We start from the raw sequence: 15,952 nt of genomic DNA, 5'->3' as shown, positions 1-15,952 counted from the left end.
TCAAGGAGGCGTCGATGGACTCGGCGGACCGCGGAACAATCCAATACGCCTCAGAGGGCGAACTGCGTGCGGCCTTGGAAACCCTCAGCGATGAGGATTGGGGACGTCTTCGGCGCGCGGGCCAACCTCTGCTGTTCGGCACGGAATACACGGACGCTCTTGAACTCGTTCACGAAGCGGTGGCGCGGGCCATGCGCGGCGCCCGCGGCGAGCGAGGCCGACGCTGGCCCCTCCACGTCCCGTTGCCGGTTTTCCTGTTCATGACAATGAGCTCGGTGGCGAATGCGTCGGTCGAGGCACCGGCACAATCGCAAACCGATCACTTCGAAGACCTCATCCCCGAAGGCGTCGCTGCACACGACTTCGCCATTGGGCCCCTTCATGTAGGGTCGACGGAAAGCGCCTGGCTGGACGAGGAAGAGCGCGCGGCGGCCGCCCGACAGGACGCTGCAGCCTTGGCTGCGGTGGAAACCCATTTCGATGAGGACGACGAGGTGCTCATGCTTGTTTTTCGCTTGCGCGACGGGCAGCGTTCGACCCAGATTCGAAAAGAGGAAGGCTGGACCGCGACCCAGTACGCCACGATCCGCCGGCGCTTACGCCGCGCGCTGGCCAAGCTGGCGATCCCTGGAAAAGCGCCATGACCCAGCACGACGAACGGCACAACCTCATGAGGCTGCGGTACCTGGCGGCCTTGGATGCCTTTGCTCTGTCGGACCAGGAGCTGAAGAGGGAGGACGCCGAAGACGGCGTCGACACCGCTGCCGAGGGGGAACGTTGGCGCTCGGCCGTGCGCGCCACCGCTGCGCGGATTGCCCGAGAGTCGCAGCCCGCCCGCAGCGCCGATTATGCCCCGTTGAGCGCGCGGCAGCGCCAACGCCCGGCGCTGGACGTCATCAAGGCCCTCATCCGCGATGTGGTTGCCGCACGACCCGAACTGGCCGTTGCATTCCGCGAGGGCAAACGGCAATCCGAGGCGGATTGGCAGTCGCTGTACGACGACCTCGTGGACATGGGCGCCCTGCCGCCCGATGAGCATGCGGATTAACCCCTCCACGTTTTCCCCAGGCGAGGCCCTGCTGTGGCGGCATGGCGTGGTCGAGCCTGAGTTCATCGACTTGGATGGCATCGCCGCCGCGGAAGGCGCCGAGGTGCGGTACCGGGCGCTCGACGGATGCGAAGCGCGGCTCGTCGTCTTCGGCGACCGCGGCATCATCAGCATCAAACCGGATCCGAAATACCCCGGCCGGCAGCGGTTCTCCCTTGCCCACGAACTTGCGCACTGGCAGTGCGACCGCGCCGTCGGAGGCGCGCTGTGCGCCGCCGACGACATCTCGCCCTCGAACACCGAGGCCAAAGGCCGGGAGTCGGCCGCGAACAACTACGCGAGCCAGCTGGTCCTTCCCGACTACCTGGTGGCACCGCGCGCCGAAGGCCTTGCCTTCACATTGGACGCCGCCCAGGAACTGGCGCGCGCCTTTCGGTCGAGTTTGACGGCGGCCGTACTTAAGCTGCTGCGCCACACTGCTCGGCCGGCCGCCGTCGCGTGCCACTTGGCGGATGGCCGCTGCTGGTTCCGCAAGTCGCGCTCGTTGCCGCCGGACGCCTATATCCTGGGCGAGCTCCATTACGATGGACCCGCCATCAAGCTACTGTACGGCGATGAGGGCGGGCGCACGCGTCCGCACACCGAGCCCGCCACACGATGGATGTCTGGCCCCTCCACGCGCGGCAAGGACGTGTGCTGCCAGTCGCTGAAGCTTCCCGACGCCGTTCTTACGACGCTTGAACTGCTGCGCTAGGTCCGCCACCTGGATCGGTCGCGGTCGCGATTTCGTCGTATCGTGTGTCGGCTCTTCCCGGCCCCCCCGCCTTTCACGCACCTGCAGGCACTTCTACGCTGACGTGAGCCAGTCCTCGTGGACACTTCTTGGACCATGGGAAAATCCTCGCGTAGCGCCCAGCGCCGTCCCGGCAGCGTATGACTTGGCCGGGCTCGAATCACCAGCTTGCCGCTGCGGCGGCAAGCTTTGCTAGACCACAGAGGCGACGATGTCATCTATCGGTGGATTACCACGGCGCAGCCGCAAGTAGGCACGCGCCTCCACCGCGCGGAACGGCACGCCTAGGCTAGCGTGGACCACGCGCAGCCCCCACGCGGTCGGTAACGTCGCAGACCCCAGCATCCGCGACAACCGGCGCGCGGCTTGGACGTTGCGCGTGAGGGCCCCCGAGCGCTTCGAGCAGAACATAGTCCCCTGCTAGTGCCGTCGCGGTTGTCTGGTATACCGATGCGGTGCCCAAGCGCGAGGCGTGTAGGAAATCTCCTACATGAGCTTGATGCGAATGCCGACCGCCAGCAAGGATGTCCGGCTGCAATATACGAGGTCGCCGGATCGCACCGAGCGAACGCAGCCGCCTTCTGCGAGCGCGCGCCGTGGCTGCGCGCCGTCAGCCCACGCGCCTCGTACGTTTCGTTCGAGCGGCTACGAATCGCAGCGAGCAAGCAAAAAGCTGGCGCACTTAATATACCTTCTCCCCTTTGCGCCTTGTCCGCTTCTGTTGACGAGTCGGATTTTTAGGTCCACATTGCGCCTGGTCCGCGCCGTGCTCTTCAGGGGGAGATGCCGATGCGATGCACATGCGTGCTTTTGGTTTCCATAGCGTTCGCGCTACTGCTTCCCGCGTGCTCCGTGCGCGACGCGGATTCCTCAAAGCGCGACTCGGTCGTCGCACCCGAACCTACCGCTATCGCGCCTCCTCCCGTCACGGATCTGCGCAAAGCCGAATACTCCCTTCGATGGAAACCCTTCCAGTCGCTGACCACCGTCAGTGAAGTGGCCATGTGGCTGCGCACACACGCTCAGCTGTCCGCCGATGCACAGCAGGAACCTGCGGTGGAAGTGCGCTACTTCAGACTTTCGGCGTCCGGGCCTGAGCCATCACCGGTCCGCGCCATCCTGCGGCGCCGCGGTGACCGCAGTTGGACGTACAAGGTGCGCGGCAGCGACGTCGTTCCACCGAGAGCGGCTGCCCTTGTCGGTTGCGACGACGCGGCAGTCGAGGGGGAGTGGGATGTCGCTCTCGACCCTTCGGGATCGGTGTTCAAACGGACGGCCAGCCTCAGTTGCGACGTTGAAGGCACTTCCGGGAAGCCGGGGAGTCTGTCGGCATCAGCGCCACCGAGACCGTGCGCCATCCGCATGGAGCGCATGCGGATTCCGTGGGAGAGCCATAAGGACGTCAAGATCGAGCACTGGACGTTCCGCCCGTCCCGAAGCGCACCGCCTATGGAGTTGCTGGAAGTGTCTTGGAAAGGCAAGAACAAACCTGAAGATGAAGCGGCATTCCGGCAGTTGATCAAGGGAATGCCCGTCGGCACCGACGATCGTCCGCCGAGCAAGGAAGAACTCGCTGAAGCATGCGACGCCTTGGGGTGATCAGGGGCCTTTGGAGAACCAACGTCCGGGGGATAGGCATGAACCGAACAGGAAGAATCAACGCGCTGTGTTGGGTCGCGGCATTTGCCGCGAGTTTGTCCGCCTGTGCGACCGGCCCGCGCATCCCGGTCTGCACCGGCGTGGCAGAGCAGCCCACGTTTGTCAGCGACCCATCCATACAGCCCCCAGACGCAGAACTCTCGGCGGACCAGCAGCAGCGGTACGCTGCTCGAACTGACGAGCTGCACGCGAAAGCGATCTACCACGACATCGTCCTTCACCCCCGCCAGACGCTGGCGGGATCCGTTCCCGACCGACCAGACACAAGGGCACTCGACGTTGCGGCGCCCATCTTTCTGGTGGGCATCGAAAAGCCCCGACGCAACGCACCGGCACATGTCAACCAGCGTTGCGAAGGCCGCGACTTCAACGTCGCGCCGCTTGACACGTCGATACGCGACTCGATTTGCAAGGTCATGATCCAGGGACGTCCAATGCTCCTGACACACGTGGTCGCCATCGATGGCGTTCGCGGTGGGCGCTACGGTGACGCACGATTTCTGTACAACGCGTACGACGAACCCATCGCGCCGCGCTCTCGCAACACGAAGGGCGACGAAACGCTCTACGAAAACGGATTGCGCGCCCTCGGGACATTGGCGACCGAGCTCGACGACGCTCTGAGAAGCGGTCGGATCACGGACATCGTCGTGCTATCGACAGGCTGGAACACGCCCCAGCGGGAAACCCTTTACAACACGATGGACTGGATGGCGTCCATCCAGCATGCGCGCGCCCCAACGGACGCAAAGCCCTTCCGTCCGTTGTACATCACCGTCTCCTGGCAATCGAGCTGGGAATGGAAGCTCTGGAAGTTGACGCACGCGAGCGTCGTGACCAAAGGAAACGACGCCGATGAGCTCGGGCTGACCTGGGTCAACCGTTTGGTCCAGGACGCGGTTATTCCCGTCGCCGCCCGTCATCAGACCCCCGTCACCCTGGTTGGTCACAGCTACGGCACCCGTGTGGTCGGGACCGCGCTGTACTTGTCCGACATCATTCGTCGCCCCAGGCCCGCCTCCTACCCACCGATCGCGTTCGCCGGCCTGCAGGCGGCCTTCCCCATCAATCGATACGGCGAGCAAAAAGGCAAAGAGCCGTGGTTCGCGAATCGCGATCCGCATGCGATGGTGCTCCTCAGCTCATCCGCCAACGACACCGCAACAAGCTCCTTGCCCATCGGCGTTCTGGTGGGTGGAGGTCATTCGCCCGAACGCGTGCTCAATGATCGCGACGGCAACCTCAAGGTCTTCGGCTGCGAAGTGCTCGAAGCGGATGCAGAGGGACGAATCACGGAGCCATCGCGGCTCACGCTGGGCGGACCGCACCTCGTCAAGTCCGATGCCTTCATCAACTGCGAAATGCCCGGTACAGGCGGTGGGGCGCACAGCGACGTGTTCGATCGGGGAGCGGGAGCCTTCATTGTCAGCGCGATGGACGCCAGAGCAGCGGCCATAGAGTCGGAGCAAGCGCCTCGTGCGTGCACAACCTCCGGATTCCGGTAATCGAGAACTCCCGAGACGAGCGATCCGCATTTAGGCGCGGCGTCGAAGCAAAGTGGTGCTGTGGAGGCCGAGATGAAGATGACGATTGGGCTGACGGCTTTGGTGGTTGCGATGGGAACTGGCGTGTCCTCGCTGTTGGTCGGCTGCGCGCAGACGCCCAGCAAGCAGCATTCGCTCGACGAACCCATCCCGATTCACCACCTCGGAGAAGCCAGCAAGTACGTGGCGTCGTCGGCAGGACCCGTCCTCGTTGTTCTGGACATCGACGACACGTTGTTGACCACGCCACCCGAGGGATCCGCCCACAGAAAGTTCTTCGGAAGCGACCGTTGGTTTTCGTGGCAGAACAAGCTGCGTGCCGAACCCGGCAATCCTGCTCGCGTGCCTTGTCTCGGCGACGTCAACGGCATGATCTACGAACTGGGAAGCCAGGTTCCCAGCGATGGCGAAGCCGGTGTGGCCGCGGTCAACGCGTTGACCGCCGATCGAATCGCGCTGACGTCCCGAAACCCGCGCTCACGCGGACCAACGGAACGCGAATGGCGGCATGCCGGATACAACGACCTCCCAATGCTTCGCAACGCCAAGGGAGAAGTCCTTTCCTCGGTGCTCATCGACGGCTGGAGCTACGAGCACGGCGTCTACATGACCGGTGGCGGTAACAAGGGTGATGCGCTGAAAGCCTTGCTCCCTGACATAAACCGCTACGCCACCGTGGTGATGGTAGATGACGGTCCCAAAAATCTTCAGGACGTGCGCCAGGCCCTGCAGGGGTTGCCCTCTCCGATTCCGGTCGTCGCCCTTCAGTACATGGGCGTTAAGGAAGTACTGCCGCCAGATCTAGATCCCCACGAGATCAGCGAAGCGCAGACGGAATGGGGCAAACTCAGGACCACGCTGTCGGAAGCGTTCCCGGATCGTTGGGCGCGTATTGACGCGGGGCAATGCGACTTGACACCCAAGTAGCTGGCACGAGTTTGAACCGCCCCGACTTTCCCGGATGCTCCATTCCTTGAGAGGATGGAGCGATCAGAAGGTCGAACTTTTCCCCTGAGGTGCAGGAGCGAGCGGTGCGGATGGTTCTGGAGCACCACAAGGACCGGGACTCGCAGTGGGCCGTGATCGGTTCGATCAGTGGCAAGATCGGGTGCACGCCAGAGACCCTCGGGCGTCGGACTCGGCAGGCCCTTCGATCGCCCGCACGTGCGCCGTGATACCGCGCTTCCTCCCCAAGTTCGGCGCGGACCCACTTGGGCGTATGGGCCGACGGAACACGGCGCTAAATAGGTCGCGAGGCGATCGAGCGGCGTCCTAAAGATTGGCGAGGTTTTGCCGCGGCAGTCGCGTAATTGGCTCTCGCACGCAGCCAGGGTCGCCCGTACGGGTTTTTCTGGTCGCAGTGTTCCGGTTGGGTGCTTCCTAAGTCGCCGGCCCCTGTATCGCAAGGGACAGCCACCGGCCCGTCAGGTTTCGACTCCTTCGTCGAAGATATTCGGCTCGCCCTTTGCGACCACCACCTGATCGAGAGCAGTCAGGACGGTGATGAGAGCGGGGCGCCGTCCCGAAAGCGGGCAGTACCACTCGCGATCCGCCGCATCAAGGCGAGCAGCCATTCCTTGCCGCACGCTACGAAGCCACCAAGTCGGGACTGTCGTGTCGAGGTCGAGCAATCGAGCCAGTCGGCAGGCTGCGACGGCGTTGCTCAAGATCGCCCACTGTCTTTCCGGCGCCATTTCGCTGACCACCGCCACCATCTCCAATGCCTTCCCTGGGGAGCCGGCTGCCGCCGCAGCGGCATGCACCCGGTACAGGACCGCATCGAGCTCGCCCACAGGCGACACCAGCAAGGAGGGCTGGACCGTGAACGCGGCGGCCTGACCGATGAGCCCTTCGAACGCTTCGGCGTCGTGCGCCGACACGGTATAGGCCGCGTGGCGCTGCTCGTGTAGCGCTGGCGCAACCGTGAGAGCCGTGGTCACGGTGGACGGCGCGAGCAAGCCGTCCCACCCGGCGTCTTCAAAATCGGGGTCTTGAGCACGCCATAGGTAGAGCCGGGCGAACCAGGGATTCGTGAAGTCCAGGGCGTCGTAGAACCAGCCGACGTCCATCCCTGATAGCTCCGCTTCAAACGCCCGGCGCGACCCCGGAACCAGGTCGTCGAGCCTTTGGAGGCGTGTCGCGTCGGGCCGTATCAGGCCCCGCTGCACCCGATCGGAGAAGTACCTGCCGCCGCTTCCGTCGGCGCCACCGAAGAGTGGGCCAAACACCTGGTCGAGCAACGTGGGGGTGCGCGCCAACGGATCTTCGGGAAGCGGCGGGCGGAGGGGCCGAGCAAAGTAGGCCGCGAGCACGTCGGCATCGGCCGACCGGTCGTGCCAGCCGCGCGGAACGGGCGCGAGGGACGGGCCTACCTGGAGCTCATTGGCTGGAGGCGCGTCGTGCCCGGGCGGGGAACGACCGGCCCATTCGAGCGCCCAGCGTTCCACGTCGTCCAGCGAACGCAGAAGACCGCGCATCCAGGCGAGGTTTCGGAGTCGCGAAGATGGCTCGTTCGAGGGACGTCCGCCCCGACGCTCGCCCGTGAACAACGGTTCCTCGAATCCCTGGAACGGCATGCGTCAAAAACCCCCGCAGGTTTTGCGTTGCAGTGCAGGGCCCCTCCTGAGGTGGATAAGGCGGGTGCTGCAACGGCGCAGCATACCGGGGATATTCCCATGCACTCCTCAAAAAGACTTCGTCTGGCCACACCCGACCAGGTGGCCGCCCTTGATGCGGTCCTTGCGCACGTCCAGGAAGCCGACGGGCCCTCGGACGAAAACCTCGCAGCCAGCCTCCGCCAGAACGGCCAGCTGGTCCCGATCCTCCGCCGCGGCGGGCAGCTGGTCGACGGGCGGCGGCGCATGCGGGCCCTGACCGCGCTGGGACGCGAGCCCTGGATCCTCGACCTCCCCGTGGACGACAGCGATGCAGCGTCGCCCTTGCTCTTGGGACGCTCGTTCTTCGAGATCAACGCCTGCCGCCGGGAGCTGACGCTGGGCGTCCGCGCCGCCATGGCCGACGTGCTCGCGACCTGGACCAAGGGCGTGAACCAGCACACCCGCGGGGACGCCGGCATGAGCCGCGAGGAGGCGGCCCGCGCCGCCGGCATCAGCGCGGACACCCTGGACCGCTACCGGCGCGTGAAGGGCGCGCCGGACGTCCACGCCAAGGTTCTCAAGGGAGAGTGGTCGTTGCCGCAGGCGGTCCGCGTCGTCGAAAGCCGCACGCTGGCGGCGAAAGCCAAGCGCGCGGTCAGTCAGGAGGGCGACATCGCCGCGTCGCTGGACCAGCTCTGCACGCAGCACACCGCTCTGAACCTGTTCCTCGCCGATCCCGCTTGGGACTATGGAAACAAGAGGCTGTCGACGCATTCGGCCGCGCCCGAGCGGCACTACCCCACAATGGACTTGGATGCCATCAAGAAGCTGCCGGTTTCCCGCTTGGCTGCGAAGGACGCGGTGCTGTTCCTCTGGACACCGAACTGCCTGCTGAAGGACGCCTTGGAGGTCCTTGAAGCCTGGGGTTTCCGCTACGTCACTGCCGCGGTGTGGATCAAACGGCGCGGCGTGCCCACGCTCGGCGCCATCTTGCCCAAGCATGAAACCCTGCTCATGGGAAAGCGCGGGCAGGGGCTCGTGAGTGCAGGCAAGCCGATGGCCAGCGTGTTCATCGACCCGGACTGCGTGGAGGCTCATTCCCGAAAGCCGCCGCATTTTGTCGACGAAATCGAACGGCTTTATCCCGACGCCGCCAAAGTCGAGCTCTTCAGCCGCGAAGCCCGGAAAGGATGGCTCGCGCTGGGAAATCAGGTCGCCATGCCGCCGTCGGGTCCGAAGCGCGCGGCGGCCAATGACGGCACGTACGCGGCAGCCAAGAAGACTCAGGTGGGACGGAATGAGGCGTCGGGTCAGCCTCGGTCGCGAAAGGTGTCGGCGCGTGCCAAGCGCAAGACTCCCCGGGCGAAGCCCACCGCCAAGCCGAAAGGAACGAAACGGTGAGCCAGGACCATTGCGCAGCCGTCTGCTCGGCATCGCTTTGTGGCGAGGCGAGCCTCCGTCACCCTGGCACGTTGGCGCTGATCTGCCGCGGCCACCGTACTGCCTTGCCTGGAATATCCCTCTTCCTCCGGCCACGTATCCGCCGATGCGCTCTCCAATCATGTGCCGAAAGGACCTACATTCCCCTGGGCAGTCCACAGAACGCACAATCGTGCAGCCGCAAAGCAGGAAGCACGCCATGAAGCTGGATGAGGCACTCACGCAAGTGATCGAAGAGTTCGACCATGTTCATCCCGATGGACAAGTCGACGTCAACAAGCTCGATGAAGGTGTGCTGCCAACGTTCGTGACGGCGGAGAGCGGCCATCAGCTGCACTACACGAAGAGGTCCCTCGAAGCACTGCTCCACATCAGCCACATCTTGTACCGCGCATCCAACAGCCTGCCCAAGATTCTGGGCGAAAACGATTACTACGCGATGGTGCGGCAGGCGATCGCCGATTGCTACGCCTCGGGCGATTTCGCTCCGAAAGTCGGCGGCGTTCCGAACGGAAAGGCGTGCTTGAAGAAGCGACTAACGGAAGCGGTCGCGGCTTTGACCACGGAGTTCACACATTCCTTCCCGGCGTGGACCATGAACGTGGAGGCTCAGCGGAAATTCGCGATTGGGCCTGTGGTCTTTCTTACTCGCGACAAGTGGCTGGACTCGGTCCACTTCTCTCGCAAGGCTCTGCAATACTTCGCGAAGCGCCCCGGGAAAAGAGACACCGATTGGAAACGCCGCGTGCGGGAGCTCCTTGCCGGTAAAGCGCGCCCATCCAAACCATGGCCGCTGGCCGATTGGGTATACCGGGCGATCAAGGACGCCCCGTCCGTCCTAAAGGTCAAAGTCACAGGCAGCGAACGCGCACTGTCGAGACAACGTGCACGCTACGCAGCTCGCACAGCGCTCGATTGCCTCGCGCTCCTCTTTCAGGATGCGGAACACCATGCACAGTTTGTCCTCGGCGACGATCGCGTCGTCCCTGTCAGCGGCTCGACGCTTATGGAGTCGAAAGGCCACCTTTGGATTCCAGGCTCTGGACTGAAGCTCCGCGGATGGACTGGAGCAGAGGCAGACGCGATTGCGGCTGTGGCCTCGCCTAAGGAGAAGAAGTTGCTGAAATCGGCTGGTGCTGTCATTCGAACCCTCTTGGATCCTTTACGCTCCAAGCATCCGCAGCTGATCCAGCGATGGGCGACGGCCTTGGCTGTCGCCTCCGAAGGCTGCCGAGAGACGCACGACGGCCTTGCACTCGCCAAGCTCGCATCAAGTCTCGACATCCTGTCCGGAGGAGGGATGGAAAAGGGCATTCGCGCAATGCTGCTCCACCAGACCGGCCGCAAAGCGAACGATGTCATGGTCAAAGGGCCTGCGCCGATGACCTTCAAGGAGGTGGTCAACCGCATCTACAGCCATGGACGCTCGCAGTTTTTGCATGGCAACCATGTCGATCTCATGATGCCGTTCGACGAGGAGCGCAGGTACGCAACCTTTCTCGCGAGGTCGGCGTTACGCACATCGCTCGCTCGGTTGCCACACTACGCTGGCCCCGATGATCCCAAGGCGTTTCAGACCATGTAGGCGATGTCCGGCGCGCGTGCGATTCGACGAGGACGGTCTGGGGTCCGGGAATGTCGAGACAATGCGGCGCAGTCCTCTACGAGCTCACCTCGATCGGCCGCTCCCGCTATGCGGCGCGCCCCGGTTTAGCGATTGCGCTTTGCGCAGCTAAACCTTCCACGCAGAACTCTTGCGTTCGGTGACCTCGTGTTACTAGGGAAAACCGATAGATTCCCTAGTAACCGATCCACTTAGCCCAAGGAATCACGACGTTGCGTCGATGACGTCACCGAAGTCCGGTCACCGAACTCAACGCCCAACGCGACCGCCACCTTCGCAAGCATCGTGGCAAATCCAATAGGAAAAACAACCCGGCCTTCCGCATCCAGGACGCGCCCGCGTGCGTCGGTGCGAAGGCCAATGGTTCCAAGGCGCCGCCCATCGAGCGCCGCAGCCAGCGCGGCCTTCTCGGTGGCCAGCAACTCGATGCGCGCCGCTCGACCCAAGCGAGCAGTCGGCAGGTCGCCGGCCCCTTCTCCGGGTTCCAGGGTGAGAGTGGCGGACGCATTGGCGATCGCCTGCAGGGCATTCGCTTTCCTGCGCCATCGCTTCGCCTCTTCGGCCCAGTGGCGAGCGTCGGCTAGCGCCGTGCGAACGCGCGCCCGTTGGAGCGGCCCACTGACCCCGGCCAAGATTGCGGCTTCGTCGTCCTGCGCACCCCCGCTCGCCGCACGCATCGGAACTGTCGCTCGCTGGTGCGCATCGATGAGTTCCCGGTAGGGTGCTCCGTTGGGATTCGCGATGGCCGCGCGTCCCGGACCGTTGCGAGTGGCGGACAGACGGCCGATCGTCTTCACGCTGAAGTCGTGGCTTCCATGTTCGCGCTGCAAACGGCATACCTCGTCGACGACCAATAGGGATCGCTGCCGACGCGGATCTGCATGAAGCGCCCGCAAGCGCGCCAGCACCCCGTCGGGCGTCTCCGTTTCATGCGCGGTCATGACGTCCGCACCGACAGCGAAGTGGATGCCGCTCCAGCGGCATGCGATAGCTGGTCGACCATTTCCGCGACGAGTTGGTCAACGTCCGGTGTGCCGGCTGCCCGTCCGTCCAGCAACGCCAATGCCGAATCGCGGCCGACCTGACGGCTCATCCATCGTATGAGTTCGTTGCCGGCGATCCGCGCGACATCGTCCGGCATATCCATCAGCAAGGGTGGCGCTCCTTGACGCATCAGCAACCGGTCTATCGCCTGCGATCGCCTCAGCGTCGCCTCGGTCACTTCAGGAGCCGGATGAATGTCGGCAGCGTGGCAAACGGCATCCCAGAGATCCACCTGCGTCGTCTCGCGTACCGCCACCTCGATGTCGTCCATCGAGCCGGCCAGTACGAGGTTAAGACCGCTCTGGGTGTTGCGTGCCGCCGCCTTGCATCGCTCGATGAGGCCATAGGTCGCTTGCATGGCGGCCACGTTCGCCGCGAGCCGCGTTTCCGCCGCTTCCAAGCGGCTGTGCGCGCGCGCCACGTCCAACGCGCCACCTTCTTGGCCGGCCTGCTCTCGGTCGAAACGAGCATCTTCCGCAACCGTCAATGCCTCTTCGGCGGACCGAAGTTCGCGCCGCGCCCCTTCCATCGCCAAGCTGGCTGCGTTGAAGCGCGCAACGAGCCCGGGCACGAAGGCCGGGCCGGTAATGTGGAAACGACAGCTGACGCAGTTGAGCGAGCCGCCCGGCACAGGCGCGTAGCGATTGCCCGAAAGCTTCGGCCCTCCATCACCGCAGCGTGTGCCGCCTACCGGACAGACGCCTGTCGACATCGTCTTCCAAAGCCCGGCGTCCATGCGGCTCAGCGCCGTCGTGCCGGCCGCATCGTTGCTGACAAACGCCTCCTCCTTGCGCTGTTCCGAAGCGAGGTAGCGGACGAAATCAGCTTGCTCGGCGGCATCCACCTTTTGAGAGGCTTCGGTCAGACAGCGCGTCAGCTCCGCCGGATTCGTCTTTACGTAGTACAGCGTCATGACGATCGACGCGTGCCCTGCCACGACCTTCGAAAGAATGTGCAGAGGGACCGCGCCTTCTGTAGCCAGCGCCGTCAGCAGACTGACGCGCAGCGAGTGAAGCCCGAAGAGCGCCAAGCGGCCGGACTCTTTCTTCGTCTTTCGAACGAACTGGATGCGGGTACCGTTCGGCCGCATTTCGCCGCGTGCGGCCACCCGATCTTCAAGCTCGTCCAGCAAGGCCGCCCAGAAGTCGTCCAGCGTTTCCTTGCCGATCGGCTGTCGCGCGTCCTTCGAACAAGGGTCGCGCATCAGGAAATACACATCTCCGGCCCTCGCGATCCCCGCCAAGCGCACGTCGGGAGAGGCGACATCGGCCCACGCCAGCGGCCCGGCAATCGGGTTGAAGCGCGCTTGCCACGCCACCAAAGCATCAACGATTCCGATGGCCTCCTGGTTCTCCCATGGGATTTCGTAGCCGTGCTGGGCCTCGTCGGCGAGCGCGTCGGCCGTCTTGTTCGTGTTGACGAAGAACCCCGTGATCTCGGTCCCGCTGGCAGCGTCCGTGAACCGACGAAGGAAACCGCGGCGCACGAGCCGAGTCCCGGCAGCTGCATGCGGGCCGGTATTGGGCTTCCAACCCGTCGCCTCATGGGTCCATGAATCGCCCTCTCCAGAATCGAGCATGCGTACTTGGAATGTGCGCAAGGGTAGAAGCAGCTTCAACGCGATCGCGGAGGCGCGCACCGGACACCATGTCTGCACACGTTCGCCCGTTTGCGTGTCGACGGCGGCCACCCAGTCGCGGCGCTGCTTCTTGGCCCATGCCCAGTCATCGGCCATCAGCAATCGCCGGAGCTCGCGCACGTAGCGGGTGGGCAGCGGATCCCTACTCGTTTCCGTCGAGTGGCGGCTTTGGATCCGCCGCGGAACGGGGTTGAAGTGGTTGGGGCTGCGCACCGGCTGGCCGTAGTCGTCGGCCGCGCTGAGGTGCTTGTCGAGGTACCACGCGAAGAACTCGTGAGCGAGGTTCACGAGCGCCGGTCGATTCTTCGGCGTCCCCGCCAACCAATCGTTGAACGACGCGCCGTGAGGTGCCTGACGGCGGCAGACAACCTCCGGCGACTCTCGGAGCGTGGGCGCCTCGTGCGCAAAGTCGAGCAAGGCGTTGCCCACTTCGACTGCTGCGCGCCGACTTGCCCGTTGGCCTACCCATTCGGTCAATGCGTTGCGCCACGCATCCAGTTGTGGATGGTTCACTGCCCAGGTGAAGCAAGGGTCCGATCGCTTCGGGAATGGTCGCTCGCGCCCCACGTCAACGACTTCCTCCCGTTTGGCGCCATTGCTGGTATCTCTCCGAACATGAGAAGAGGGGCGAGCGGCCACGGCGGAATGCTTCATGGCGACTCCGCGATGCGGAAGGCCGCTTGGTCACTCATGCGTTGCGAAGCGGCATCCAGAACGGCCGCTACTTCTCTAGCCTGAGCAGCCGTGTACACGTCCTGCGACCAGGGGCTTCGGTGGTGCAGCGCGCGTTGCACCACACGCCGGTCGATCCCGGCGTTGGCGAGGCGAAGTCCGTAGGCGTGCCGATGTCCGTGCGGCGACGTGCCGTGACGCTTGCCGTGAGAAAGCCCTGCGCGTTTCACTGCTCGGACATGCGCCTGCTCGAACGCGGCGATCGTGTAGGGCCGCCCGCGCTCTGTTGAGCGCTCGCTCACAAAAAGCCAAGGATGGTCCCCATCAGGGCGATGGCGAACATACGCTCTGTAGAGTAGCCAGAAGAGCTCGGCCCAGTGCGTCGGGAAGAAGTAGACGCGCGATGCCTTGCGTCGCGTGTCGGTCAATGCCAGGTTTTTCCAGCCGGCTTGGAGCGCGCCCGTCTCCAACGTTCGAGGGCGCAGGCCCCACCGATCGCGCAAGTAGTGCGCACGGTCCCGCCACGGCCCGCCCAAGTCGTCCGGCGCTTGACCGGACTCGGGGTGAAAGAGGTGCACCAGCGCTGTGCCAGGGTGGTCCGGATCTTCGATGACATCACCCACGAACAGGTGAAACGCCTCGCTGACACGCAACCCGCCGCCGTGCATGAGAACGCTGAGCATGAGGTCCCGCAACCGGAAACGCTGTGCCAATGCCGCGCCATCCGGTACTCGCCGCGACCAACCGTGCTCGATGAGCCGCGCAAACGCCTTCTCGTCGAACGCTCTCACCTCTTCGAACCCGCCGCGGTCGTACCGAGGCGCGCGTACGTTCCGCACGCGCTCCGCAGCGCCGCGTTCGTGCGCGCGATACGACGCATGAGCCAAGAGCGCACCGGCGGCGCGGCGATCGAAACGTCGGAGTTGAAGGATGCGTTCCTCCGGGCGTGCAGTTCGCCACGGGTTGAGCGAACGGCCACCCACGCGCTCAGAGAGCCAATCTGCGAATGCGGTGATGCGCGCGAGGTGCGCCTCCACCACTGCGGTTGAGCGAGGCGGCCAACGCAATCCGGTCGGATCGCGCCCGTCATCATCCATCGTTCCTGCCACGAGGTCATCGACGAAATGCTGAAGTGCGTCGGCTGGCGCGGTGGTCACCGAGTCGCCCCGCGCGGCCAAGTAATCGAGGAGCAGCGCCACGCTGCGCGCATGCGTACGCTGCCGCTGCAAGCGGTTCGCCATCCCTCGGTCGATGAAGAACTGAAGCAAGGGAACGAAGGGCGCAACCGCTTCGGATGCGTGGTCATGCGCCGAGCGGCGGTACAGGACGTAGAAGCGCTCGTTTCGACGACTGGCAGCCGCAACCGTCGTCAATGCGCATACGTGGGCGTCATCGGCCCGCTCGCCGGTTGGAGATTCATCGTTCGCGACGGAGCCGCGGTGGAGGCCGAGATGCAGGTCATTCGCGCTCACGCCACGCCCTTCCACCGCCGCAGAAACTGCGAATAGCTCATCGGCAGCTCACCCTTCTTCGCTGCCTGGGCGACGTAGGCGCGCCACAGCGAACGCCCCGATGATCCGGGATGCTCGCGTTCGAGCTCAGCGAAGCAGGGCACGCGGCGGCGCGGCGGTGCTCCCCGGCGACCGTTGAAGAACTCATCGAGCGTCGCAACGTCACAATCCAAGAATGCAGCCGGTTCGACGTCGGTTTCCGCCAGCAACCTTCTGTATCGCCGCACCCTGCGAGGATCGCACTGGACGTGGCGCGCGATGCGGGCGCTGGACCACAGAGGTCGCTCGACGAGCAGCGCGACGATCGGTTGTATGCGGTCCACACCTGGCTCCTCGACGCGAGACGTTTCGTCCAACGTATGCAGGTTGTGCGGCGCGTCA

At 64.5% G+C, this 15,952-nt stretch carries 13 protein-coding genes; 8 read left to right on the top strand and 5 right to left on the bottom strand.

Annotated elements, in window-relative coordinates; translation table 11 throughout:
* Positions 1–14: 14 nt before the first annotated feature.
* The 6 genes from ACILRJ_RS03625 to ACILRJ_RS03600 all read left to right on the top strand — a co-directional run bounded on the left by ACILRJ_RS03625 (position 15) and on the right by ACILRJ_RS03600 (position 5,971).
* Positions 15–644 (top strand): hypothetical protein, encoded by a 630-nt coding sequence (locus ACILRJ_RS03625; protein ID WP_395680470.1) that lies wholly within the window; start codon positions 15–17, stop codon positions 642–644.
* Positions 641–1,048 (top strand): hypothetical protein, encoded by a 408-nt coding sequence (locus ACILRJ_RS03620; protein WP_395680468.1) that lies wholly within the window; start codon positions 641–643, stop codon positions 1,046–1,048. Before ACILRJ_RS03625 ends, ACILRJ_RS03620 begins: the two co-directional genes overlap by 4 nt.
* Positions 1,038–1,802 carry an ImmA/IrrE family metallo-endopeptidase gene (locus tag ACILRJ_RS03615; protein ID WP_395680466.1) on the top strand — a complete coding sequence of 255 codons (765 nt, stop codon included), beginning with the start codon at positions 1,038–1,040 and terminating at the stop codon, positions 1,800–1,802. Before ACILRJ_RS03620 ends, ACILRJ_RS03615 begins: the two co-directional genes overlap by 11 nt.
* 843 nt (positions 1,803–2,645) lie before the next feature.
* Complete coding sequence (locus tag ACILRJ_RS03610) at positions 2,646–3,440, top strand: hypothetical protein (RefSeq protein ID WP_395680464.1); 795 nt, start codon at positions 2,646–2,648, stop codon at positions 3,438–3,440.
* Between the two features lie 38 nt (positions 3,441–3,478).
* The gene (locus tag ACILRJ_RS03605) at positions 3,479–5,005 is read left to right on the top strand and encodes a hypothetical protein (protein ID WP_395680462.1); all 1,527 of its coding nucleotides are present in this window, start codon (positions 3,479–3,481) and stop codon (positions 5,003–5,005) included.
* 72 nt (positions 5,006–5,077) lie between these two features.
* Positions 5,078–5,971, top strand: coding sequence for a DUF2608 domain-containing protein (locus ACILRJ_RS03600; RefSeq protein ID WP_395680460.1), 894 nt, complete (start codon positions 5,078–5,080; stop codon positions 5,969–5,971).
* 497 nt (positions 5,972–6,468) lie between these two features.
* On the opposite strand, the gene ACILRJ_RS03595 is transcribed toward ACILRJ_RS03600, so the two are convergent.
* Positions 6,469–7,521 (bottom strand): hypothetical protein, encoded by a 1,053-nt coding sequence (locus tag ACILRJ_RS03595; protein ID WP_395680458.1) that lies wholly within the window; start codon positions 7,519–7,521, stop codon positions 6,469–6,471.
* Between the two features lie 198 nt (positions 7,522–7,719).
* Between ACILRJ_RS03595 and ACILRJ_RS03590 the strand changes: the two genes are divergently transcribed.
* Positions 7,720–9,042 carry a Spo0J and IME4 domain-containing protein gene (locus ACILRJ_RS03590; protein WP_395680456.1) on the top strand — a complete coding sequence of 441 codons (1,323 nt, stop codon included), beginning with the start codon at positions 7,720–7,722 and terminating at the stop codon, positions 9,040–9,042.
* 238 nt (positions 9,043–9,280) lie between these two features.
* On the top strand, positions 9,281–10,666 hold the full coding sequence (locus tag ACILRJ_RS03585) for a hypothetical protein (protein WP_395680454.1): 1,386 nt from the start codon (positions 9,281–9,283) through the stop codon (positions 10,664–10,666).
* 230 nt (positions 10,667–10,896) lie between these two features.
* Here ACILRJ_RS03585 and gmtX read toward each other — a convergent pair whose 3' ends face one another.
* The 4 genes from gmtX to ACILRJ_RS03565 are packed head-to-tail and all read right to left on the bottom strand — an operon-like array spanning position 10,897 to position 15,894.
* Entirely contained in the window at positions 10,897–11,646 is a 750-nt protein-coding gene (gene gmtX / locus ACILRJ_RS03580) for a gamma-mobile-trio protein GmtX (RefSeq protein ID WP_395680452.1), read from the bottom strand.
* Positions 11,643–14,042 carry a VPA1269 family protein gene (locus ACILRJ_RS03575; protein ID WP_395680450.1) on the bottom strand — a complete coding sequence of 800 codons (2,400 nt, stop codon included), beginning with the start codon at positions 14,040–14,042 and terminating at the stop codon, positions 11,643–11,645. The genes gmtX and ACILRJ_RS03575 overlap by 4 nt, the downstream gene beginning before the upstream one ends.
* On the bottom strand, positions 14,039–15,532 hold the full coding sequence (gene gmtY / locus ACILRJ_RS03570; RefSeq protein ID WP_395680448.1) for a gamma-mobile-trio recombinase GmtY: 1,494 nt from the start codon (positions 15,530–15,532) through the stop codon (positions 14,039–14,041). The genes ACILRJ_RS03575 and gmtY overlap by 4 nt, the downstream gene beginning before the upstream one ends.
* Positions 15,529–15,894, bottom strand: coding sequence for a hypothetical protein (locus ACILRJ_RS03565; protein WP_395680446.1), 366 nt, complete (start codon positions 15,892–15,894; stop codon positions 15,529–15,531). Before ACILRJ_RS03565 ends, gmtY begins: the two co-directional genes overlap by 4 nt.
* Between the last annotated feature and the right edge of the window lie 58 nt (positions 15,895–15,952).

The organism is Dokdonella sp., assembly GCF_044227025.1.
Classification (GTDB): Bacteria; Pseudomonadota; Gammaproteobacteria; order Xanthomonadales; family Rhodanobacteraceae; genus Dokdonella_A.
The sequence above is the reverse complement of the archived record's forward strand: the minus strand, read 5'-3'. Positions and strand labels throughout refer to the sequence as shown.